Here is a 22730-nt window from a genome sequence, read left to right as displayed (position 1 = left end):
CAGGAGCGTCATGATGAGTGTCGATGAAAAACGTGTTCGCGAATTCGCCTATCAGATCTGGGAGTCGGAGGGTAAGCCTGCCGGGCAGGAAGACCGCCACTGGGAGATGGCGCGCAAGCTGGCCGAAGCCGAGGCGCTAGCGCCCAAGGCTGCGCCACGCAAGAAGGCGGCGGCCAAGCCCAAGGCGCCTGCCGAGCCCAAGGCGGCAGCGCTGCCGGGGGTTAAACCGGCTGCGGCGAAGAAGCCGCGGGCGGTGAAGAAGCCTACTGCCGGCTGAGCCTGGCCCGGCCCCATCGCCGGCAAGCCGGCTCCCACAGCAACAATGCTGCCTGCTTGTGGGAGCCGGCTTGCCGGCGATGGGGCCCTCACTGACACCCCACTCCCCCCGGCCAATCGAGGACTGCCATGAGCCCCCGCACCCCGAAGAAAACCCGCTCCGTCGCCCCATCCCGCATCCGCGAAGGCATGCCCTTCCCCCTCGGTGCCACCTGGGACGGCCTGGGTGTCAACTTCGCCCTGTTCTCGGCCAACGCCACCAAGGTCGAACTGTGCCTGTTCGACGACACCGGCGAGCATGAAATCGAGCGCATCGAGCTGCCCGAATACACCGACGAGATCTACCACGGCTACCTGCCCGACGCCCACCCGGGGCAGATCTACGGCTACCGCGTGCACGGCCCCTACGAGCCGCAGAACGGCCACCGCTTCAACCCCAACAAACTGCTGATCGACCCCTACGCCAAGCAGCTGGTCGGCAGCCTGAAATGGTCCGAGGCGCTGTTTGGCTACACCATCGGCCACCCCGACGGCGACCTGTCGTTCGATGAACGCGACAGCGCGCCCTTCGTGCCCAAATGCAAGGTGATCGACCCGGCCTTCACCTGGGGCCGCGACCAACGCGTGCAGATCCCTTGGGAGCGCACCATCCTCTACGAGGCCCATGCCCGTGGCATCAGCATGCGCCACCCGGCGGTTCCCGAGGAGCTGCGCGGCACCTTCGCCGGCCTTGCCAATGACGAGCTGCTCAAGCACATCAAGGACCTGGGCGTATCGAGCATCGAGCTGCTGCCGATCCATGCCTTCGTCAACGACCAGCACCTGCTCGACAAGGGCCTGAACAACTACTGGGGCTACAACAGCATCGCCTTCTTCGCGCCGCACCCGCGCTACCTGGCCAGCGGCAAGATCGCCGAGTTCAAGGAGATGGTCGCGCACCTGCACGACGCCGGGCTTGAGGTGATTCTGGACGTGGTCTACAACCACACCGCCGAAGGCAACGAGCGTGGCCCGACCCTGTCGATGCGCGGCATCGACAACGCCTCCTACTACCGCCTGATGCCCGACGACAAGCGCTTCTACATCAACGATTCGGGCACCGGCAACACCCTGGACCTGAGCCACCCGTGCGTGCTGCAACTGGTCACCGACTCGCTGCGCTACTGGGCCGGCGAAATGCACGTGGACGGTTTCCGCTTCGACCTGGCAACCATTCTGGGCCGCTACCACGACGGCTACAGCGAGCGCCATGGCTTTCTCGTCGCCTGCCGCCAGGACCCGATGCTCAGCCAGGTCAAGCTGATCGCCGAGCCCTGGGACTGTGGCCCGGGCGGCTACCAGGTGGGCAATTTCGCCCCAGGCTGGGCGGAATGGAACGACCGCTTCCGCGATACCGTGCGCGCCTTCTGGAAAGGCGACGAAGGCCAGCTGGCCGACTTCGCCTCGCGCATGACCGCCTCGGGCGACATGTTCAACAACCGCGGCCGGCGCCCCTACGCCTCGGTCAACTTCGTCACTGCCCACGATGGCTTCACCCTGCGCGACCTGGTGTCGTACAACAGCAAGCACAACGAGGACAACGACGAGAACAACCAGGACGGCACCGACAACAACCTGTCGTGGAACTGCGGCGTCGAAGGCCCCACCGACGACCCCGAGATCAACGCCCTGCGCATGCGCCAGATGCGCAACTACTTCGCCACCCTGCTGCTGGCCCAGGGCACGCCGATGATCGTCGCCGGCGACGAGTTCAGCCGCACCCAGCATGGCAACAACAATGCCTACTGCCAGGACAGCGAGATCGGCTGGATCAACTGGGACCTGGATGACAACGGCAAGGAGCTGCTGGCCTTCGTCAAGCGCCTGACCCGCCTGCGCCTGGCCTACCCGGTGCTGCGCCGCTCGCGTTTTCTGGTCGGCGACTACAACGAGGCGATCGGGGTCAAGGACGTCACCTGGCTGGCCCCCGATGGCAGCGAGATGACCGTGGAGCAATGGGAAGACCCGCACGGGCGTTGCCTGGGCATGCTCATCGACGGGCGCGCGCAGGTCAGCGGCATTGCCCGGCCAGGGTCGGAGGCGACCATGCTGCTGATCGTCAACGCGCACCATGATGTGGTGCCGTTCCAGTTGCCGACCGTGCCCGAGGGCGAGTACTGGAGCTGCCTGGTCGACACCGACCGGCCAGAGATGCGCAAACCCCAGCACCTGCAGTTCGACAGCACCTTCGAGGTCAAGGGGCGCTCGTTCCTGCTGATGGTGTTGCAGCACGAGGAAGACTGAACCGGGGCGGCCTGGGCCTGTCCCAAGACTTTGTGGGAGCCGGCTTGCCGGCGATAGGGCCAGCAGCCCCAGCTACCATCAAGGAGGCACCGTGAACCCCGAAACCGGTCGTCCAGGTTTCGCCAGCGTCGACCAGGCCCCAGCCGTGCAGCGGCTGCGGGTGCTGACGGTGAATACGCACAAGGGGTTCACGGCCTTCAACCGGCGCTTCATCCTGCCTGAACTGCGCGAGGCGGTGCGCAGCACCCAGGCCGACCTGGTGTTTCTCCAGGAAGTGCTCGGCAGCCACGACCGCCATGCCGCGCGCTACCCAGGCTGGCCGCAGACCTCGCAGTACGAGTTTCTTGCCGACAGCATGTGGAGCGACTTCGCCTACGGGCGCAACGCCGTGTACCCCGATGGCCACCACGGCAACGCGCTGTTGTCCAAATACCCGATCATCGAGCACCGCAACCTCGACGTGTCGATCACCGGCCCCGAGCGCCGCGGCCTGTTGCACTGCATCCTCGACGTACCCGGCCAGCACCAGGTGCACGCCATCTGCGTGCACCTGTCGTTGCTGGAGAGCCACCGCCAGCAGCAATTGCAGCTGCTGCGCAAACTGCTCGACGGCCTGCCCGAAGGCGCCCCGGTGATCATCGCCGGCGATTTCAACGACTGGAAACTGCGCGGCAACGGCACCCTGCGCCTGCAGCGCGACCTGCACGAAGCGTTCGAACGCCACCATGGCATGCTTGCGCGCACATATCCGGCGCGCCTGCCTTTACTGGCCCTGGACCGCATCTACCTGCGCAATGCCGAAAGCCACGCACCGAAAATCCTCAGCCACAAGCCTTGGACGCACCTTTCCGATCACCTGCCACTTGCCGTGGAAGTCAGGTTGTAGCAATCATTCGGCATAGCCACGCAGCGGCAAATAACGAACCCCACTATCCCCCTCTCATTTACCCCGAAAATCAATGCGTTGATGCCTTTCACAGAACCTCGACAATGGCTTAACACATTCTTGACGCAGCCCCCCGCCTCACCTTAGCTGAACTATTACCTAGTCGTTGAAAACGTGCGCCGGGCCTCTAGCTCGCGCCTTCCTGCGCGCTCGCGAAAGCGGGCGCGAGGGTTTGGTTCGTCCACTGTTCTTGCCGTACAGCTCGTGACAACCGGCCAGGTGCTTGGGCTGTACAACAAGAAACCAGAGGATATCCGCCATGAAAAGAACCTCGAACTCGTTGCGCTTCGATCGTATTTTCTACGCGGTTTCCACGTCGATGCTTCTGGCAACCCCGGTGGAAACCTTCGCCTTCGACCTCCAGGACGACCCCATGTCCCCGGGCTTCCTGCAGCAGCCGGCGCAGCCCCAGCAACTGTCGCTCGACCCGGTCAGCGCCAGCGGCGTGAGCCTGGGCACGCTGGCTGCCTTCGGCGAGCAGATGAGCGAGCGCCATGCCCTGGTGGCTCCCATGCTGATGGCCAGCCCCTGGAGCCAGTTCTTCCCCACCACCTCGCGGCCCGGCGCGCAGCCGCCAGAGCAGCTCGAAGCGCCCAGCCAGCAGCTGATGATTGGCCCGGATCTGTTCGTGCGTGAAACCGCCGATGGCAACGTGCACCGGGCGGGGATCTTCGTTGGCCACAACAACCTGCAAAGCAGCCTGAGCGGCGCCCGGCCACTGCTTGGCGACAAGCAGCGCAATGCGGTCAACCTCAGCGGCGAGAGCCTGGGCGTGTACTGGAGCATGACCCACGCCCAGGGCTGGCACCTGGATGCCGTGGCCATGGGCTCGCGCATCGATGTGCAGGGCCGCGGCGACAACGGCCAGCGCCTGGATGACAGCGGCCATGCCATGACCTTTTCCGTGGAGGGTGGGTTCCCCATCAGCCTGGGCGGCGGCTGGGTGGTCGAGCCGCAGGCGCAGTTGATCAACCAGCAGTTCTTCCCCGGCAACCAGGTGCAGGCGCAGACCTTGCAGGCCTTCGACAGCCAACCGACCTGGAGCGGCCGGGTCGGCGCCAAGTTGTCCGGGCGCTACGAGGTCAAGGGCATGCCGATCGAGCCCTATGTGCGAACCAACGTGTGGTACGACTTCAGCAATGCCGACGAGGTCAAGCTGGACCAGGTGGACAAGATCTCCAGCTCGCGGTACTCGACCACGGTGGAACTGGGGTTGGGGCTGGTGGCGCGGGTGACGCCTTCGGTGGCGCTGTTCGTCAGTGCCGACTACAGCAGCGATGTGGATGACAACGACCTGAACGGGTTGATTGGCAGCCTCGGGGTGCGGATGCGCTGGTAGACCGTTGCGGCCCTATCGCCGGCAAGCCGGCTCCCACAGGGTCCCCAGCAGCCCTGGGATATCTGTGGGAGCCGGCTTGCCGGCGATAGGGCCAGCACAGGCAGCCAATCAAGCCGGCTTCATCACCAGCACCCCCAGCGGCGGCAGGTTCAAGGCCAGCGACAGCGGCTGCCCATGGCTGGCGACCTCGTCACTCTCCACCGCCCCCAGGTTGCCCACATTCGACCCCGCATACAGCTCGGCATCGCTGTTGAGCAGCTCCTGCCAGCGCTCGCCGAACGGCACGCCAATCCGATACCCCTCGCGCGGCACCGGGGTGAAGTTGGCCACCACCAGCAACGGCTCGCCCTGGCTGCTCCAGCGCAGCCAGGCAAACACGCTGTTGTGCGCATCATCGCCGATCAGCCACTGGAAGCCCTGGGGCTGGCAGTCCTGCTCGTGCAACGCCGGCAGGTCCCGGTACAGCCGGTTGAGGTCACCGACCAGGCGCTGCACGCCCTGGTGCTCGGGGTACTGCAGCAAGTACCAGTCCAGCTGGTGGTCGTGGTTCCACTCGCGCCACTGGCCGAACTCGCAGCCCATGAACAGCAGCTTCTTGCCCGGGTGCGTCCACATGAAGGTCAGGTAGGCACGCAGGTTGGCGAACTTCTGCCAGCGGTCGCCGGGCATCTTGTCGATCAGCGAGTGCTTGCCGTGCACCACCTCGTCGTGGGAGATCGGCAGGATGAAATGCTCGGAGTAGGCGTAGATCAGGCCGAAGCTCATTTCGTTGTGATGGTGGGCGCGGTGCACCGGGTCGTTCTGGATGTAGTGCAGGGTGTCGTGCATCCAGCCCATGTTCCATTTGTAGGCAAAGCCCAGGCCGCCCTGCTGGGTCGGCTGGCTGACGCCCGGCCAGGCCGTGGATTCCTCGGCGATGATCAACGCACCCGGGGCCTCGACGGCCGCCACGCCATTGAGGTGGCGGATGAAGTCGATGGCTTCGAGGTTCTCGCGCCCGCCATGGCGGTTGGGCACCCACTCCCCGGCCTTGCGCGAATAGTCGCGGTACAGCATCGAGGCCACCGCATCGACCCGCAGGCCGTCGATGTGGAAGTGCTTGAGCCAGTGCAGCGCCGAGGCCAGCATGAAGCCGCGCACCTCGTTGCGGCCCAGGTTGTAGATCAACGTGTTCCAGTCCTGGTGGAAGCCCTCGAGCGGGTTGTCGTACTCGTACAGCGCGGTGCCATCGAAGCGCGCCAGGCCGTGTTCGTCGGTGGGGAAATGCGCCGGCACCCAGTCGAGGATCACGCCGATGCCGCCCTGGTGGCAGGCGTCGATGAACGCCGCGAAATCTTCCGGGCTGCCATAGCGCGAGGTCGGCGCGAACATCGACAGCGGCTGGTAGCCCCAGGAGCCGCCGAACGGGTGCTCCATGATCGGCAGCAGCTCGATGTGGGTGAAGTTGAGCTGCTGCACATAGGGCACCAGGCGCTCGGCCAGCTCACGCCAGTTGTAGAAGCGCGACACTTCGCCCACATCGTCCAGCTCGCACTGCCAGGAGCCGGGATGCAGCTCGTAGATCGACAGCGGCGCACTGTAGGCATGGCGCTGGGCGCGGTGCTCCATCCAGTCGTGGTCGTGCCATTGGTGGCTCAAGGTGCCTGCCACCTTCGACGCCGTGCTGGGCGGCAACTCGGTGGCGCGGGCCAGCGGGTCGGCCTTGAGCGGCAGGATGCCGTCCTTGCCCAGCACCTCGTACTTGTAGGTTTCACCCACGCCCAGGCGCGGAATGAACAGCTCCCAGACCCCGGCGCTGTGGCGCAGGCGCATGGGGTGGCGGCGCCCGTCCCAGTTGTTGAAATCACCCACCACCGACACCCGCCGCGCATTCGGCGCCCACACCGAGAAGCACACGCCATCGACGCCATCGACCTGGGTCGGCTGCGCACCAAAGCGCCCGGACAGGTCGCGGTGGTTGCCTTCGGCGAACAGGTAGAGGTCCATGTCGCCCAGTTGCGGGCCGAAGCTGTAAGGGTCTTCGGTGACCTGCTCGCCACCGGCCCAGACGATCTGCAGCCGATACGCCTGCGCCTGGTCCAGGTGCGCGGTGAACAGCCCGGGCAGGCTGCCCTGCACCATTTCGGCCAGCACCCGCCCGTCATCCCGGGCGAGCACCTGCGCGCTCAGGGCCCCCGGCAGGAACGCCCGTACCCAACTGCCGCCGGCGCCATCGCCATGGGGGCCCAGTACTGCGAACGGATCGGCGTGCTCGGCGCGGGCAAGGGCATCGAGCTCCCGCTGCCGAAGGCCACCGTTGTCACGCGTGCTTGCATTCATCTATGACTCTCCCCAGGTACTGATCAATCCATGCAGGCCATGCAAAGGCACGGCCAGCCAACTAGGCCGGTTCTCGGCTTCATAGGTAATCTCGTAGGCGGCCTTTTCCAGGCAGAACAACTCCAGCGCGGCGCGCTCGCCCTCGGCCTGTTGCCAGGCATGGGGCATGGCCGCGGTGGCCAGGCCATAGGCTTCGACGAAGGCGTGGCGCGACTGGTGCAGGTACTGCCGGGCGACCCGCTGACGAGCCTGCCGCGCGGCCTCGGAGAGGTCTACCGCCGAGGCGCTGCGCAGGATCATCGCAGCAGCATAGTCGAAGGATCGCAGCACGCCGCTGACATCCTTGTACGGGCTGTGCTTGGCCCGGCGCTCCTGCAACGGGCGCGACGGCTCACCCTCGAAGTCGATCAGGTAGGCATCGCCCTGCACCACCAGCACCTGGCCCAGGTGCAGGTCGCCGTGCACCCGCATCAGCAGGCCGCCCTGGGCCTGATGGGCCAGCTCGTCGATGTGCTGGGCGAGGCCTTCGCGCTGTTGCTGCAGGTCATCGACCAGGGCCTGGCTGTCGCTGTCGAGGTGCTCGCGGTGCTGGGCCAGCAGGTCCAGCGCGTGGGCCAGTTCGGCGTTGATCTGCGTGCTCCAGCGGGCGCTGTCCTGGCCATCGCTGGCGCGCGGCGCGAAGGCTGGGTCCGTGCTGGGCGCGGCCAGCAGCAGGTGCATCTCGCCCAGGCGCTGGCCGAGCAAGCCGGCGAAGGCGCCGAGCTCGGCCAGGGCGTCGGTGTGCGCGTCGGGGTCGCTGCTGGGCGGCTCCATCTCGTCGCGGATGGCCCGCTCCAGGGTGTTCTGGGTCCAGGCCCAGGCATCGCCCTGGTTGCTCAGGTAACCCTGGGCGATCATCAACAGGTGCGGCGCCTCGCTTTCGTCCACGCGGCTGACCCAGGCCAGCAGCGGCGAGATGTTGGCAAAGCCGGCGGCGGTGAGGTAGGCGCTCATCTCCAGCTCCGGGTGGATGCCGGCATTGACCCGGCGGATCAGCTTGAGCACCAGGCGGTCGGCCACCACCACCGAGCTGTTGGACTGCTCGGCGCTCAGGTAGCGCACCGGGCTTTGCTCATCGAGCGCCAGCCGGGCCAGTTGTTCGGTGCAGGCAAAGCGCAGCTCGCCCTGGCCGTTGCCGCACGGCAGGCGCAGGCCTTCCTGGCAGGCGCGCAGCACGGCGCGGATGAACGGCTCGAGGACGAAGGCATCGGTGATCAGGCCAACCTGGCGGCCGCGGCGTACCCGCGACAATGCCAGCTGCTGTGGCAGCGCGGTGTTGATCTGCTCTTCGGGCAGGAAGCCGAACGGCAGCTGGTACTGGTTGGCCACGCCATCGCCGAGCACCTCGATCTCGCTGAGCAGCACCGGCGTGCTGGCGGTGCCAAAGCGCACGCCGTAACGCAGGCGCACCTGGTCGATCGGGCCTTCCTTGCCGGCGAACCAGCGGCGCTTGGGCAGGTATTGCGCCAGCACCGAGCCTTCGAGGGTGTCGCGCGACGGCGCTTCGAGCAGTTCTTCCATGCGTTTGCGCAGTACCAATGTGGTCAATTCCGGTAACCCCTCGGTGGCTTGGACGTGCCAGCTGGGCATGCGGTCGTGCTCGGCCAGCAGGAACCAGTAGAAGGCATAGGGCGGCAAGGTGAGCAGGAACGGCAGCTGGCCGATCGGCGGGAAGGCGCTGCCGCCGAGCATCTCCACCGGCACCTTGCCGGCGTACTGTGACAATTCCAGCTCCGCCGCCTGCGCCGCGCGCGAGACGTTGGCGACGCACAGCAGGGTTTCGCTGTTGCCCTGGGCGTCGGTGTATTCGCGAAGGTAAGCCAGGATGCGCCGGTTGCTGGGCGTGAGCGTGCGCAGGCTGCCGCGGCCGAAGGCCTTCTGCTGGTTGCGCACCGCCAGCAGGCGGCGGTTCCAGTTCAGCAGCGAATGCGGGTCGTGGGACTGGGCCTCGACGTTAACGGTCTGAAAGCCGTACAGCGGGTCCATGATCGGCGGCAGCACCAGGCGCTGCGGGTCGGCCCTGGAGAACCCGCCGTTGCGGTCCGGCGACCACTGCATGGGGGTGCGCACGCCGTCGCGGTCACCCAGGTAGATGTTGTCGCCCATGCCCAGCTCGTCGCCGTAATACAACGTCGGCGTGCCGGGCATCGACAGCAGCAGGCTGGTGAGCAGCTCGATGCGCCGGCGGTCGCGTTGCAGCAAGGGCGCCAGGCGGCGGCGGATGCCCAGGTTGATGCGCGCGCGGCGGTCTTCGGCGTAGTAGTTCCAGAGGTAATCGCGCTCGCGGTCGGTGACCATCTCCAGGGTCAGCTCATCGTGGTTGCGCAGGAAGATCGCCCACTGGCAGTTGGCCGGGATTTCCGGGGTCTGGCGCAGGATGTCGGTGATCGGGAAGCGGTCTTCCATGGCCAGCGCCATGTACATGCGCGGCATCAGCGGGAAATGAAAGGCCATGTGGCATTCGTCGCCATCGCCTTCGCCGAAATACGGGCGGGTGTCCTCGGGCCACTGGTTGGCCTCGGCCAGCAGCATGCGGTCGGGGTAGTTGGCGTCGATTTCGGCGCGGATCGCCTTGAGCACCTGGTGGGTTTCGGGGAGGTTCTCGTTGTTGGTGCCATCGCGCTCGATCAGGTAGGGGATGGCGTCCAGGCGCAGGCCGTCGACGCCCAGGTCGAGCCAGAAGCGCATCACGCCGATGACGGCCTTGAGCACCTGCGGGTTGTCGAAGTTGAGGTCCGGCTGGTGCGAGTAGAAGCGGTGCCAGAAGTACTGGCCGGCCACCGGGTCCCAAGTCCAGTTGGACTTTTCGCTGTCGAGGAAGATGATCCGCGTGCCGTCGTATTTCTGCTCATCGTCCGACCACACGTAGAAGTTGCGCAGCTTGCTGCCGCGCTTGGCGTGGCGCGCGCGCTGGAACCAGGGGTGCTGGTCGGAGGTGTGGTTGATGACAAGCTCGGTGATCACCCGCAGGCCGCGCTTGTGCGCCTCGGCGATGAAGCGCCGGGCGTCGGCCATGCTGCCGTAGTCGGGGTGCACGGCCTTGTACTCGGCGATGTCGTAGCCGTCGTCGCGCCGCGGCGAGGGGTAGAACGGCAGCAGCCAGAGGGTGTTGACGCCCAGCTCGGCGATGTAGTCGAGCTTGTTGATCAGGCCGGCGAAATCGCCGATGCCGTCGTTGTTGGCGTCGAAGAACGACTTGACGTGCAACTGGTAGATCACGGCGTCCTTGTACCACAGCGGGTCGTCGATGAAGGCTGCCGGGCGGGAACGCTTGGCCATGTGCGACTCCTTGGTGTTCTGCGGGGCTGCTTTGCAGCCCATCGCCGGCAAGCCGGCTCCCACAGGTTCTGTGCAGATTTCACGAATAGCGCCTGCCCCCTCGGTGCGTGTGGGAGCCGGCTTGCCGGCGATGGGCCGCGCAGCGGCCCTACCTGGCCTTCTCGATACGCCAGATGCCAAACGGCTGGTGCCAGGGCTCGATGCGCATCCACTGGGTCTTGCCGTGCCAGGTCCAGCGGTGGCCGTTCATCAGGTCTTCGCCCAGAGTATCGGCGTTGTCGTCCAGCCCCAGCTCCCACAGCGGCAACTCGAAGCTCGCCTCCTGGGCGTTGTGCGGGTCGAGGCTGATCGCCACCAGGATGAAGTTGTCGCGCTCGGGCGTACGCTTGGCGAAGTACAGGATGTTGTCGTTCCAGCAGTTGAAGAACGCCACCCCCAGGTGCGTCTGCAGGGCGCGGTTCTGCCGGCGGATGCGGTTGAGCTGGGCGATCTCGGCGATGATGTTGCCGGGCTGGGTGAAATCGCGCGGGCGGATCTCGTACTTCTCCGAGTCCATGTACTCCTCCTTGCCCGGCAGCGGCGTGGCTTCGCACAGCTCGAAGCCCGAGTACATACCCCACAGGCCCGAGCCCATGGTCGCCAGGGCTGCGCGAATGAGAAAGCCGGCGCGGCCCGAGGTGTGCAGGAAGAACGGGTTGATGTCGGGCGTGTTGACGAAGAAGTTCGGCCGGTAGCATTGGCTCCACGGCGGCTGGTTGAGTTCTTCGAAATACTCGCGCAGCTCCTGCTTGGTGTTGCGCCAGGTGAAGTAGGTGTAGCTCTGGGCGTAGCCGACCTTGCCCAGGCGCGCCATCATCGCAGGCTTGGTGAAGGCCTCGGCGAGGAAGATCACCTCGGGGTGCTGGCTGCGCACATTGGCGATCAGCCATTGCCAGAACGGCAGCGGCTTGGTGTGCGGGTTGTCGACGCGGAAGGTCTTGACCCCCTCCTCGACCCAGCCGACCACCACATCGCGCAGCGCCAGCCACAGCGAGGGCACGGCCTCGGCGGCGTAGAAGTCGACGTTGACGATGTCCTGGTACTTCTTCGGCGGGTTCTCGGCGTAGCGGATGGTGCCGTCGGGGCGCCAGCTGAACCAGCCGGGGTGCTCCTTGAGCCAGGGGTGGTCCTGGGAGCACTGGATGGCGAAGTCCAGGGCGATTTCCAGGCCATGCTCGGCCGCGGCGGCGACCAGGCGGCGAAAATCTTCGCGGGTGCCCAGCTGCGGGTGGATGGCGTCGTGGCCACCCTCGGCGCTGCCGATGGCATAGGGGCTGCCGGGGTCGCCGGGCTCGGCGCGCAGGGCGTTGTTGCGGCCTTTGCGAAACTGCGTGCCGATCGGGTGGATCGGCGGGAAGTACAGCACGTCGAAGCCCATGTCGCGGATCATCGGCAGGCGTTCGTGCACGTCGTTGAAGGTACCGTGGCGCTCGGGGCTGTCGGTGATCGAACGCGGGAACAGCTCGTACCAGCTGGCGAACTGCGCCGCCGGGCGGTCGACATCGAGCGGGAACTCGACGCTGCGGGTCAGGTAGCTGCGGTGCTCGGCCTCGACCATCAGGCGCGTGGCCTCGCCGCCCAGCAGCAACGCCACCTGCTCGTCCACCGGCAAGCCCGGCAGGCGCGCCTGCAAGGCCTCGATCTCGTCGCGCAATATCCCTTCGCTGCGCGCCGCGCCCTGGCCCAGCAACAGCCTGCCCTCCTCCAGTTCGAGCTTGACCTCGACACCGGCGTGGTACTTCTTCTCAAGGTCATAGCAGTAGGTGGCGAAGGGGTCGATCCAGGCTTCGATGCTGAACAGGTGCGGGCCCAGTTCGAGGGGGGTGAACTCGGCCAGCCACAGGTCATTGCCCGGCGAATGCATCGGCACGCAGTGCCAGCGCCGGCTGTTGGCCTGGCGCCAGTTGAGCACCACCGCCAGGCGGTCGTGGCCATCGCTGTAGACCTTGCTGCTGACCGCCACCGGCTGGCCGCTGATGGCCTTGGCGGCGAAGGTGCCGCCATCGAGCACCGGCTGGGTGTCCTCGACCACGATGCGCGGCGCGAGCAGCGCCTGGGACAGGCTCACGGCCTGGTCCGGGTGGTCGTTTGCCATGGGCACGCTTTCGAAGGGCTCGTTTCGTGACATCGGACCTTGCTCCCTGTTGGTGTCGGGGGTACGGATTGAGAACCACCGCCCATGCTGAGGGTTCAAAATAATGGAGTGAGCGGCGCAGGCAGACACTGAAGCTACCCCTACAGAAGAAGCGATCCAGGAACCCGACCGCCCCTACCTACGATGAAGATCTAAAGATAGCCAAACCCATCGCCCGTATAAGGGGCTGCACCTATTATTTTTGCCAGTATCGATAAGCGCCAAACTGCCACAAAATCTCATGTGTCGCTCGTTACAAAAAAACAGCAATAAACCATCTACATTGTTAATTTCGTGAGAGGTATCGAATGGCCTTTCGTCGTTTTTTTTATCACGCTGAACGAATTGCAACCGTTCAACATGACGCGGGCAGCCAGCATTTCTCATACGGCATGCAAGACTCAGTGAGCGAAGTGAACCGCGGACCGGGGGGAGAAGCCCGAAAACTACTTAAGACTGATTTTGCCAAATCCGTCATCGAAGAACATCTTCCGCAATCAACACAGGTGATGAGCTATAGCCCTTATGGGTACGCGGCACAGCAGGCCACAATGCCGTATGGGTTGGGTTTCAATGGCGAGCTTCGAGACATTCTCAATGACTATTATCATTTGGGGATTGGCCATCGCTCTTACAGCACGACGTTAATGAGATTCGTCTCATCCGACAGCGTTAGTCCATTCGGACGCGGGGGTGTGAATGCGTACTGCTATTGCAGCGGAGATCCTGTTAACTACACAGACCCTCGCGGCCAAAATCGTTTAAAGAATTTATTTTCCAATAAAAAACCTGTCAATGTACACTCACAAAAAGCCAACATTGAAATTGCCGCACGAAGCCGTAACGTAACACTGGCAGGGCGAGCAATAGCAGAAGACGCTCGCGCACGCATGAGTGGCGTTGAATTGCTAAAAAAAATAGAACACGTTGACGTTGCGTATAGAAATATTGTGCGCCACCTTGATCCAGGCGATATATTTACAGCGCTTGAGCCCCGCGCAGCCAGTCGACCGAAACCATCACTCACGGCATGGGCAACCGATAATTCAATAAACGCCACGATTGCCCATCATGACGCGATAACGCGCGGCACCCCTAAGGAGTATCATCGCGATTGGAGATTAAGCAGCGATCAAATTTCAGCACTGGATTTTTTGAACACACAACTTCGATTCCCCTCCAAGCAGTTACAACCCCAGGTTAGCAAACTATTATCCTCGAGCATCGATTTCTCTTCACGCACTGGAATTCAAGCTATTTTGGCGGAGCAGCAGAGGATATGGCTTAATCTTGAAAGGGCCATGTTCATTTATTGACAACGACACTTCGCGGTTTCGTCCGCTTCTGCCAATGAGGCAAAGGACTTGACCCGTGTGCTTCCATCGCCGGGCCTGGCTCCAGGCACCCGTAGCGTAGCAACCACATCTTTAGCCTCAAAAAATTGAGCAACCGGCGCAGCCACGCATCTAAGCCTGTACCACGTATTCATCCCCCCTGCGAGGTCAGGCCATGAACATTCCCATTCCACCGGAAACACCAGACCCCAACATCGACGACCCCAGCCTGCCGCCGCCCGTGCCGGAAGAAGACCCGGACGAGCTGCCGATCAAGCCGACCGTACCGCCGACGGTGGGGGACCCACCGAGTGATGAGCCACCGGTGAAGGTCTAAGCGTAGACAAGGATTTTGCGTAGGTTTTACTGGCCCTATCGCCGGCAAGCCGGCTCCCACAGGTATTGCACTGAGTCTGTGGGAGCCGGCTTGCCGGCGATGGGGCCTTGAGGTCACTACGCAGTCAGCTCCTCCACACTGATCTCGCGCATGCGAAACTTCTGCACCTTGCCGGTCACCGTCATTGGGAATTCCTCGACGAACCGGTAATGCCGCGGCACCTTGAAGTGCGCGATGCGCGCCTTGCACCAGGCCTGCAGCTCTTCAGCGCTGGCCACATGCCCCGGATGCAGCTTGATCCACGCCACCACTTCCTCGCCGTACTTGCTGCACGGTATGCCGATAACCTGGGCATCGGCCACGGCCGGGTGGGTGTAGAAGAACTCCTCCAGCTCACGCGGGTAGATGTTCTCGCCACCGCGGATGATCATGTCCTTGTTGCGCCCAACGATGCGCACATAGCCCTGCTCGTCCATCACCGCCAGGTCGCCCGAATGCATCCAGCCGGCCGGGTCGATGGCGTCGCTGCTGGCCTGGGGGTTGTCCCAGTAGCCGAGCATCACGCTGTAGCCGCGGGTGCACAGTTCGCCGATTTCGCCGCGGGCGACGATGCAGCCTTCGGCGTCCACCAGTTTGGTTTCCAGTTGCGGATGGGTGCGCCCGACCGTGGTCACGCGCAGCTCCAGCTCGTCGTCGGGGCCGGTCTGCAGCGACACCGGGCTGGTTTCGGTCATGCCATAGGCGATCTGCACCTCGGCCATGTGCATCTGGTCGATCACCCGGCGCATCACCTCGATCGGGCAGGTGGCGCCGGCCATGATGCCGCTGCGCAGGGTCGAGAGGTCCAGTTGCGGGCGTGACGGGTGGTCGAGCATGGCGATGAACATGGTCGGCACGCCATAGAGGATGCTGGCGCGCTCCTCGGCCACGGCCTTGAGCGTCAGCTCGGCATCGAAGGCATCGTTGGGGTAGACCATGGTGCTGCCGTGGGTGATGCAGCCGAGGTTGGCCATGACCATGCCGAAGCAGTGGTACAGCGGCACCGGGATCACCATGCGGTCGCCGGCGGTGAGGCCCAGGCTTTCACCGACCATGAAGCCGTTGTTGAGGATGTTGTAGTGGCTGAGGGTGGCGCCCTTTGGCGCGCCGGTGGTGCCCGAGGTGTACTGGATGTTCACCGGCTGGTCGAACTGCAGGGTTGCCTGGCGCGCCTGATAGGCCTCGACAGGCGTCTGCCCTGCCCGCTCGGCCAGCGCCTGCCAAGGCACAAACCCAGGCGGCGGGTTGGCCGCCAGGCTGACCACACCGCGCAGCTCCGGCAGCCCTTCGCTGGCCAGCTCCCCGACGCCGGCACTGGCCAGCTCCGGCACCAGCTGCTGGACCATGGCATGGTAATCGGACGTCTTGAAGGCGTCGGCGCACACCAGCCAGCGGCACCCGGACTGGTGCAGCACATACTCCAGCTCGCCCACGCGATAGGCCGGGTTGATGTTGACCAGGATGGCGCCGACCTTGGCGCTGGCCAACTGCAGGATGCACCACTGGGCGCAGTTGGGCGACCAGATGCCGACACGATCGCCGGTATCCACCCCCAAGGCCATCAGGGCGCGGGCGTGGATATCGACCTGCTCGGCCAATTGCAGCCAGGTGTAGCGCAGGCCCTGGTGGCGCACCACCAGCGCTTCGCCTTCGGCATGGCGGGCCACGGTGGCATCGAAGGCCTGACCGATGGTCAGGGTCAGCAAGGGTTGGTCCTGACGACCGCGGGTGTAGCTGGGTTGACTCATGGGTGTCCCTTCTTGTGGTTGTTCTGGGCACGGCTGAAGCGAGCGCCAATTACTCTGGCGCAGATTTACGTTTACGTAAAGGTGATGAGCGGATTGACACTGACTGAAGGCAGGTTTACGTTAACGTAAAGGTGATGAACGACATCCGCACTTGCCGGTCCGCACCGCTCGGTGCAAAGCCCATGAGCTACGGTGTTCCCTAATTTCAAGAACAAGAAGGTGCCCACATGCATTACCCCTCCCTGAACTTCGCCCTGGGCGAAACCATCGACATGCTCCGCGACCAGGTACGCAGCTTCGTCGCCGCCGAGCTGGCGCCGCGCGCCGCGCAGATCGACCACGACAACCTGTTCCCCGCCGACATGTGGCGCAAGTTCGGCGACATGGGCCTGCTGGGCATCACCGTTTCCGAGGAATATGGCGGCGCCGGCCTGGGCTACCTGGCCCACGTGGTGACGATGGAAGAAATCAGCCGTGGTTCGGCGTCGGTGGCCCTGTCTTATGGCGCCCACTCCAACCTGTGCGTCAACCAGATCAACCGCAACGGCACCCACGAGCAGAAACTCAAATACCTGCCCAAGCTGATCAGCGGCGAGCACATCGGCGCCCTGGCCATGAGCGAGCCCAACGCCGGCTCCGACGTGGTGTCGATGAAACTGCGCGCCGAAAAGCGCGGCGACCACTACGTGCTCAATGGCAGCAAGACCTGGATCACCAACGGCCCCGACGCCAACACCTACGTGATCTACGCCAAGACCGACCTGGACAAGGGCGCGCACGGCATCACCGCGTTCATTGTCGAGCGCGACTGGAAAGGCTTCAGCCGCAGCAACAAGTTCGACAAGCTGGGCATGCGCGGCTCCAACACCTGCGAGCTGTTCTTCGACGGCGTCGAGGTGCCTGAACAAAACATCCTCGGCCAGCTCAACGGCGGCGTGCGGGTCCTGATGAGCGGCCTGGACTACGAGCGCGTGGTGCTCTCCGGCGGCCCGACCGGCATCATGCAAAGCTGCATGGACCTGGTGGTGCCTTACATTCACGACCGCAAGCAGTTCGGCCAGAGCATCGGCGAGTTCCAGCTGATCCAGGGCAAGATCGCCGACATGTACACCCAGCTCAACGCCAGCCGCGCCTACCTGTACGCCGTGGCCCAGGCCTGCGACCGTGGCGAGACCACCCGCAAGGACGCCGCCGGGGTGATCCTGTACACCGCCGAACGCGCCACCCAGATGGCCCTGGAAGCGATCCAGATTCTCGGCGGCAACGGCTACATCAACGAATTCCCGGCTGGCCGCCTGCTGCGCGACGCCAAGCTGTACGAAATCGGCGCCGGCACCAGCGAAATCCGCCGGATGCTGATCGGCCGCGAACTGTTCAACGAAACCCGCTGAGCACAAGGGGACGGGCGCACATGGCTACCTTGCACACCCAGATCAACCCGCGTTCGGCAGAGTTCGCCGGCAACAGCGCGGCCATGCTCGAACAAGTCCAGGCCCTGCGCGGGCTGCTCGCCCAGGTGGCCCAGGGCGGCGGGGCCAAGGCCCAGGAGCGGCACACCTCGCGCGGCAAGCTGCTGCCGCGCGAACGCATCGACCGCCTGCTCGATGCCGGCTCGCCGTTCCTCGAAATCGGCCAGCTGGCCGCCCACGAGGTGTACGGCGAAGACGTGCCGGCAGCGGGCGTGATCGCCGGCATCGGCCGCGTCGAAGGCGTGGAATGCATGATCGTGGCCAACGACGCCACGGTCAAAGGCGGCTCCTACTACCCGCTGACGGTGAAAAAACATCTGCGCGCGCAGACCATCGCCCTGCAGAACCGCCTGCCGTGCATCTACCTGGTGGACTCCGGTGGCGCCAACCTGCCACGCCAGGACGAAGTGTTTCCGGACCGCGAGCACTTCGGGCGGATCTTCTTCAACCAGGCCAACATGAGCGCCCTGGGCATCCCGCAGATCGCCGTGGTGATGGGCTCGTGCACCGCCGGTGGCGCCTACGTGCCGGCCATGGCCGACGAGGCGATCATGGTGCGCCAGCAGGCGACCATCTTCCTCGCCGGCCCGCCTCTGGTGAAGGCCGCCACAGGCGAGGTGGTGAGCGCCGAAGACCTCGGCGGCGCCGACGTGCATTGCCGCACCAGCGGCGTGGCCGACCATTACGCCGACAACGACGAGCACGCCCTGGCCATTGCCCGGCGCAGCGTCGCCAACCTCAACTGGCACAAGCTTGGCAAGCTGCAGCGCCTGGCACCGGTGGCGCCGCTGTATGCGGCCGACGAGCTGTATGGCGTGGTGCCGGCCGATGCCAAGCAGCCATTCGATGTGCGCGAAGTGATCGCGCGCCTGGTCGACGGCTCGCTGTTCGATGAGTTCAAGGCCCTGTTCGGCACCACCCTGGTGTGCGGCTTCGCCCACCTGCACGGCTACCCGGTGGCGATCCTGGCCAACAACGGCATCCTCTTCGCCGAAGCTGCGCAAAAAGGCGCGCACTTCATCGAGCTGGCCTGCCAGCGCGGCATCCCGCTGCTGTTCCTGCAGAACATCACCGGCTTCATGGTCGGCAAGAAGTACGAGGAAGGCGGCATCGCCAAGCACGGCGCCAAGCTGGTGACCGCGGTGGCCTGCGCCCAGGTGCCGAAGTTCACGGTGATCATCGGCGGCAGTTTCGGCGCCGGCAACTATGGCATGTGCGGCCGTGCCTACGACCCGCGCTTTTTGTGGATGTGGCCCAATGCACGCATCGGCGTGATGGGCGCCGAGCAGGCGGCCGGGGTGCTGGCCCAGGTCAAGCGCGAGCAGAGCGAACGCAGCGGCCAGGCCTTCAGCGCCGAGGACGAGGCAAAACTCAAGCAGCCGATCCTCGACCAGTACGAGCACCAGGGCCACCCCTACTACTCCAGCGCAAGGCTGTGGGACGACGGCGTCATCGACCCGGCGCAAACCCGTGACGTACTTGGCCTGGCGTTGTCCGCCGCGCTGAACGCGCCGATCGAACAGAGCCGCTTCGGCATTTTCCGGATGTGACCCATGAGCGATTTCAGCACCATCGAAGTGACTCGCGACCCCCGTGGTTTCGCCACCCTGTGGCTGAGCCGCGAGGACAAGAACAACGCCTTCAACGCGCAGATGATCGGCGAGCTGATCCAGGCCCTGGATCAGTTGGCCGAAGACGCCGAGCTGCGTTTCCTGCTGCTGCGCGGCCGTGGCCGGCACTTCAGCGCCGGCGCGGACCTGGCCTGGATGCAGCAGTCGGCGCAGCTGGACTTCAACCGCAACCTGGACGACGCCCATGAGCTGGGCGAGCTGATGTACGCCCTGCACCGCCTCAAGGCCCCGACCCTGGCGGTGGTGCAAGGCGCGGCCTTTGGCGGCGCCCTGGGCCTGATCAGCTGCTGCGACATGGCCATCGGCGCCGACGATGCGCAGCTGTGCCTGTCGGAAGTGCGCATCGGCCTGGCCCCGGCGGTGATCAGCCCGTTCGTGGTCAAGGCCATCGGCGAGCGCGCCGCGCGCCGTTACGCCCTGACCGCCGAGCGTTTCAGCGGCGTGCGTGCCCGCGAGCTGGGCCTGCTGGCCGAGGTGTACCCGGCCGGCGAGCTGCAGGCGCAGGTCGAGGCCTGGGTCGACAACCTGCTGCTCAACAGCCCGCAAGCCCTGCGCGCCACCAAGGACCTGCTGCGCGAAGTGGACGACGGCGAACTCAGCCCGGCCCTGCGCCGCTACTGCGAAAACACCATCGCCCGCATCCGCGTCAGCGCCGAAGGCCAGGAAGGCTTGAACGCCTTCCTGGAAAAACGCCGCCCCGCCTGGCAAACCGAGCACAAGAAGGAGCCGCGCCCATGAGCCGCCCCACCCTGACCACCCTGCTGGTCGCCAACCGCGGCGAAATCGCCTGCCGGGTCATGCGCACCGCCAAGGCCATGGGCCTGACCACCGTGGCCGTGCACAGCGCCACCGACCGTGACGCACGGCACAGCCGCGAGGCCGATATCCGTGTCGACCTGGGCGGCACCAAGGCCGCCGAAAGTTACCTGGTGGTGGAGAAACTGCTGGCCGCGGCCAAGGCCAGCGGCGCCCAGGCGATCCACCCGGGCTATGGCTTCTTGTCCGAGAACGCAGGGTTCGCCCGCGCCATCGAAGAGGCAGGGCTGATCTTCCTCGGCCCACCGGCCAGCGCCATCGATGCGATGGGCAGCAAGTCGGCAGCCAAGGCCTTGATGGAAGCGGCCGGCGTGCCGCTGGTGCCGGGTTACCACGGTGAAGCCCAGGACCTGGAAACCTTCCGCGCCGCCGCCGAGCGCATCGGCTACCCGGTGCTGCTCAAGGCCAGCGCCGGTGGCGGCGGCAAGGGCATGAAAGTGGTTGAAGAAGAAAGCCAGCTGGCCGACGCCCTGGCCTCGGCCCAGCGTGAGGCACAGGCCTCGTTCGGCGACGCGCGCATGCTGGTGGAAAAGTACGTGCTCAAGCCGCGCCACGTGGAAATCCAGGTGTTCGCCGACCAGCACGGCAACTGCCTGTACCTCAACGAGCGCGACTGCTCGATCCAGCGCCGCCACCAGAAGGTGGTGGAGGAAGCCCCGGCCCCGGGCCTTTCCCCAGCGCTGCGCCAGGCCATGGGCGAGGCGGCGGTACGCGCCGCCCAGGCCATCGGTTATGTCGGCGCCGGCACCGTGGAATTTCTGCTCGACGCCCGTGGCGAATTCTTCTTCATGGAGATGAACACCCGCCTGCAAGTGGAGCACCCGGTCACCGAAGCCATCACCGGCCTTGACCTGGTGGCCTGGCAGATCCGCGTGGCCTGCGGCGAAGCGCTGCCGATCACCCAGGCGCAGGTGCCGCTGATTGGCCATGCCATCGAAGTGCGCCTGTATGCCGAAGACCCGGCCAACGAATTCCTGCCGGCCACCGGCACCCTGGCGCTGTACCGCGAGTCGGCGCCGGGCGAAGGCCGCCGGGTGGACAGCGGGGTCAGCGAAGGGGATGTGGTGTCGCCGTTCTACGACCCGATGCTGGGCAAGCTGATCGCCTGGGGCGAGAACCGCGAACAGGCCCGCCTGCGCTTGCTGGCGATGCTCGACGAGTTCGCCATTGGCGGGCTGAAGACCAACATCGCCTTCCTGCGCCGCATCCTCGCGCACCCGGCGTTTGCCGCAGCCGAGCTGGACACCGGGTTCATCCCGCGTCACCAGCAGGTGCTGCTGCCAGCCCCGCACGCCTTGCCCGCCACCTTCTGGGAAGCCGCCGCCGAGGCCTGGCTGCAGGGCCAGGCGGCGCATGAGCGTGCCGATGACCGGCACTCGCCCTGGGCACCTCGCAGTGGCCTGCGCCTGGGCTTGCCGGCGCGCAGCAGCCTGCACCTGCAAAGCGGCGGCCAATGCCAGGCCGTGGCGCTGGAACGCAGCGCCGCCTCGGCCTGGCAGCTCGAGGGCGAGCAGCTTGGGCAGGACCAGGGGGGTGTGCGTCGCCGGCATCTGGCGGTACGCCGGGGCGGCACGCTGTACTTGCGCTGGGATGGCGAGGTGCATGCCATCGAGGCCTTCGACCCGATTGCCGAAGCCGAAGCCAGCCACAGCCAGCAAGGCGGGTTGGGTGCGCCGATGAACGGCAGCATCGTGCGGGTGCTGGTGGAGCCTGGGCAGGTGGTGGAGGCTGGGACTGCGCTGGTGGTGCTGGAGGCGATGAAGATGGAGCACAGCATCCGCGCGCCGCAGGCGGGGACGGTGAAGGCGCTGTTCTGCCAGGAAGGGGATATGGTCAGCGAAGGGACGGTGCTGGTCGAATTGGTGGAGTGAGGGGCCGCTTGCGGCCCCATCGCCGGCAAGCCGGCTCCCACAGGTACAGCGCTGGCCTTGTGGGAGCCGGCTTGCCGGCGATGAGGCCAGTACAAGCAACGAAGCTTTAAAAGACCCCGTGCACCCGCACGACCACCCCAAGAAACTCGCACCCCGGCTCACATACCAACGCCGGATAGGTGCTGTTCAACGCCTTCAGGTACCGCTGCCCACCCTCTTCGGCCAACTCGCGCAGGATCGCCGACTTGCCAGGCTGGCGCGCAATCACCAGGCGCCCAGGCTCGGCCTCAAGCCCAGGGTCCACCAGGATCCGCATGCCCTGGGGCACGCTGCGGCCACTGGCCGAACTCATCGCGTCATTCTCGACGGTCAGCCAGAATGCCTTGCCCTGGGCCAGGTACTCGGTCTGCTCGTACACCGTACCCTCTTCAGGCGCCGCTTCGGCCAGCGCATCCCAGTTCCGCAGCGGGTAGCGAAAGCACACGATGTATTGCATCAGGTCGATGTCGTCATCGTCCTCATCGACCACATAGCGCCCCTTGTCCTCGCCCACCTGGCCAAGTACCCGCAGCTGCAGGCTGACGTGGTAGTGGGGCATGCCCAGCTCGACGAACACTCGGTTCATCGAATCGACCTTGGGCTGGCGCCGCTTGTTCACCCAGTGCCCCACGCTGCCCTGGGACACCCCGACACGTTCGGCGAGCTGTTCCTGGGAGATATCGAGCTCCTCCATCCGGTCACGGACGAGGGCAATCCATTTATCCATATTCATCGCTGGCACGATACGGACTGCCTTCTGGCGCTCAATAAACATTCAGTATTATTTATCGA

The 22730-nt window shown here is 65.2% G+C and carries 15 protein-coding genes; 10 read left to right on the top strand and 5 right to left on the bottom strand.

Translation table 11 applies throughout. The annotated features are described in order from the left end of the window. The first annotated feature begins 10 nt into the window (after positions 1–10). The 4 genes from ACIPG5_RS01865 (at position 11) to ACIPG5_RS01850 (ending at position 4844) form a co-directional block, all read left to right on the top strand. Positions 11–277, top strand: a complete 267-nt coding sequence (locus ACIPG5_RS01865; RefSeq protein ID WP_236235479.1) for a DUF2934 domain-containing protein — start codon at positions 11–13, stop codon at positions 275–277. Between the two features lie 128 nt (positions 278–405). Then, entirely contained in the window at positions 406–2559 is a 2154-nt protein-coding gene (gene glgX / locus ACIPG5_RS01860) for a glycogen debranching protein GlgX (RefSeq protein WP_176517986.1), read from the top strand. Positions 2560–2650: 91 nt separating this feature from the next. Continuing rightward, positions 2651–3445, top strand: a complete 795-nt coding sequence (locus tag ACIPG5_RS01855; RefSeq protein ID WP_401373046.1) for an endonuclease/exonuclease/phosphatase family protein — start codon at positions 2651–2653, stop codon at positions 3443–3445. Between the two features lie 319 nt (positions 3446–3764). Continuing rightward, complete coding sequence (locus ACIPG5_RS01850; protein ID WP_401373044.1) at positions 3765–4844, top strand: autotransporter domain-containing protein; 1080 nt, start codon at positions 3765–3767, stop codon at positions 4842–4844. A 108-nt stretch (positions 4845–4952) separates the two neighbouring features. On the opposite strand, the gene glgB is transcribed toward ACIPG5_RS01850, so the two are convergent. From glgB to ACIPG5_RS01835, 3 genes are all read right to left on the bottom strand, one after another. Next, the gene (gene glgB, locus ACIPG5_RS01845) at positions 4953–7163 is read right to left on the bottom strand and encodes a 1,4-alpha-glucan branching protein GlgB (RefSeq protein ID WP_176517989.1); all 2211 of its coding nucleotides are present in this window, start codon (positions 7161–7163) and stop codon (positions 4953–4955) included. Then, positions 7164–10481 carry a maltose alpha-D-glucosyltransferase gene (gene treS / locus ACIPG5_RS01840; protein WP_401373042.1) on the bottom strand — a complete coding sequence of 1106 codons (3318 nt, stop codon included), beginning with the start codon at positions 10479–10481 and terminating at the stop codon, positions 7164–7166. A 148-nt stretch (positions 10482–10629) separates the two neighbouring features. Then, positions 10630–12648, bottom strand: a complete 2019-nt coding sequence (locus ACIPG5_RS01835) for an alpha-1,4-glucan--maltose-1-phosphate maltosyltransferase (protein ID WP_401373040.1) — start codon at positions 12646–12648, stop codon at positions 10630–10632. 314 nt (positions 12649–12962) lie between these two features. Between ACIPG5_RS01835 and ACIPG5_RS01830 the strand changes: the two genes are divergently transcribed. Together ACIPG5_RS01830 and ACIPG5_RS01825 are read left to right on the top strand one after the other, a co-directional pair. After that, positions 12963–13970 (top strand): RHS repeat-associated core domain-containing protein, encoded by a 1008-nt coding sequence (locus ACIPG5_RS01830; protein ID WP_401373038.1) that lies wholly within the window; start codon positions 12963–12965, stop codon positions 13968–13970. Positions 13971–14163: 193 nt separating this feature from the next. After that, positions 14164–14325 (top strand): hypothetical protein, encoded by a 162-nt coding sequence (locus tag ACIPG5_RS01825; protein ID WP_008089933.1) that lies wholly within the window; start codon positions 14164–14166, stop codon positions 14323–14325. A gap of 116 nt (positions 14326–14441) precedes the next feature. Here the strand turns inward: ACIPG5_RS01825 and ACIPG5_RS01820 are convergent, their stop codons facing one another. Continuing rightward, entirely contained in the window at positions 14442–16112 is a 1671-nt protein-coding gene (locus tag ACIPG5_RS01820) for an AMP-binding protein (RefSeq protein ID WP_401373036.1), read from the bottom strand. 227 nt (positions 16113–16339) lie between these two features. On the opposite strand from ACIPG5_RS01820, the gene ACIPG5_RS01815 reads away from it, so the two are divergent. From ACIPG5_RS01815 to ACIPG5_RS01800, 4 genes are read left to right on the top strand one after another with little or no spacing between them, the layout of a single operon-like run. Further along, positions 16340–17503: an isovaleryl-CoA dehydrogenase gene (locus tag ACIPG5_RS01815; RefSeq protein WP_176515653.1), complete on the top strand. Its 1164-nt coding sequence runs from the start codon at positions 16340–16342 to the stop codon at positions 17501–17503. 20 nt (positions 17504–17523) lie between these two features. Further along, positions 17524–19131 (top strand): carboxyl transferase domain-containing protein, encoded by a 1608-nt coding sequence (locus ACIPG5_RS01810; RefSeq protein WP_236235489.1) that lies wholly within the window; start codon positions 17524–17526, stop codon positions 19129–19131. 3 nt (positions 19132–19134) lie between these two features. Beyond that, positions 19135–19950 carry a gamma-carboxygeranoyl-CoA hydratase gene (locus ACIPG5_RS01805; RefSeq protein WP_176515649.1) on the top strand — a complete coding sequence of 272 codons (816 nt, stop codon included), beginning with the start codon at positions 19135–19137 and terminating at the stop codon, positions 19948–19950. Further along, on the top strand, positions 19947–21899 hold the full coding sequence (locus ACIPG5_RS01800; protein WP_401373033.1) for an acetyl/propionyl/methylcrotonyl-CoA carboxylase subunit alpha: 1953 nt from the start codon (positions 19947–19949) through the stop codon (positions 21897–21899). Before ACIPG5_RS01805 ends, ACIPG5_RS01800 begins: the two co-directional genes overlap by 4 nt. Positions 21900–22005: 106 nt before the next feature. Here ACIPG5_RS01800 and ACIPG5_RS01795 read toward each other — a convergent pair whose 3' ends face one another. Continuing rightward, positions 22006–22713 carry a S24 family peptidase gene (locus ACIPG5_RS01795; RefSeq protein WP_401373031.1) on the bottom strand — a complete coding sequence of 236 codons (708 nt, stop codon included), beginning with the start codon at positions 22711–22713 and terminating at the stop codon, positions 22006–22008. Positions 22714–22730: the final 17 nt, after the last annotated feature.

Origin of the sequence: Pseudomonas sp. NPDC087029, from assembly GCF_044745345.1 — a bacterium.
Classification (GTDB): Bacteria; Pseudomonadota; Gammaproteobacteria; order Pseudomonadales; family Pseudomonadaceae; genus Aquipseudomonas; species Aquipseudomonas faucium.
This window is presented reverse-complemented; position numbering and strand designations above follow the sequence as displayed.

Coding starts and splice junctions, on each gene's coding strand:
- treS (WP_401373042.1), bottom strand. CDS start 10,481: ATGGCCAAGCGTTCCCGCCCGGCAGCCTTCATCGACGACCCGCTGTGG.
- ACIPG5_RS01805 (WP_176515649.1), top strand. CDS start 19,135: ATGAGCGATTTCAGCACCATCGAAGTGACTCGCGACCCCCGTGGTTTC.
- ACIPG5_RS01830 (WP_401373038.1), top strand. CDS start 12,963: ATGGCCTTTCGTCGTTTTTTTTATCACGCTGAACGAATTGCAACCGTT.
- ACIPG5_RS01815 (WP_176515653.1), top strand. CDS start 16,340: ATGCATTACCCCTCCCTGAACTTCGCCCTGGGCGAAACCATCGACATG.
- ACIPG5_RS01850 (WP_401373044.1), top strand. CDS start 3,765: ATGAAAAGAACCTCGAACTCGTTGCGCTTCGATCGTATTTTCTACGCG.
- ACIPG5_RS01795 (WP_401373031.1), bottom strand. CDS start 22,713: ATGTTTATTGAGCGCCAGAAGGCAGTCCGTATCGTGCCAGCGATGAAT.
- ACIPG5_RS01820 (WP_401373036.1), bottom strand. CDS start 16,112: ATGAGTCAACCCAGCTACACCCGCGGTCGTCAGGACCAACCCTTGCTG.
- glgB (WP_176517989.1), bottom strand. CDS start 7,163: ATGAATGCAAGCACGCGTGACAACGGTGGCCTTCGGCAGCGGGAGCTC.
- ACIPG5_RS01835 (WP_401373040.1), bottom strand. CDS start 12,648: ATGTCACGAAACGAGCCCTTCGAAAGCGTGCCCATGGCAAACGACCAC.
- ACIPG5_RS01810 (WP_236235489.1), top strand. CDS start 17,524: ATGGCTACCTTGCACACCCAGATCAACCCGCGTTCGGCAGAGTTCGCC.
- ACIPG5_RS01800 (WP_401373033.1), top strand. CDS start 19,947: ATGAGCCGCCCCACCCTGACCACCCTGCTGGTCGCCAACCGCGGCGAA.
- ACIPG5_RS01865 (WP_236235479.1), top strand. CDS start 11: ATGATGAGTGTCGATGAAAAACGTGTTCGCGAATTCGCCTATCAGATC.
- ACIPG5_RS01825 (WP_008089933.1), top strand. CDS start 14,164: ATGAACATTCCCATTCCACCGGAAACACCAGACCCCAACATCGACGAC.
- glgX (WP_176517986.1), top strand. CDS start 406: ATGAGCCCCCGCACCCCGAAGAAAACCCGCTCCGTCGCCCCATCCCGC.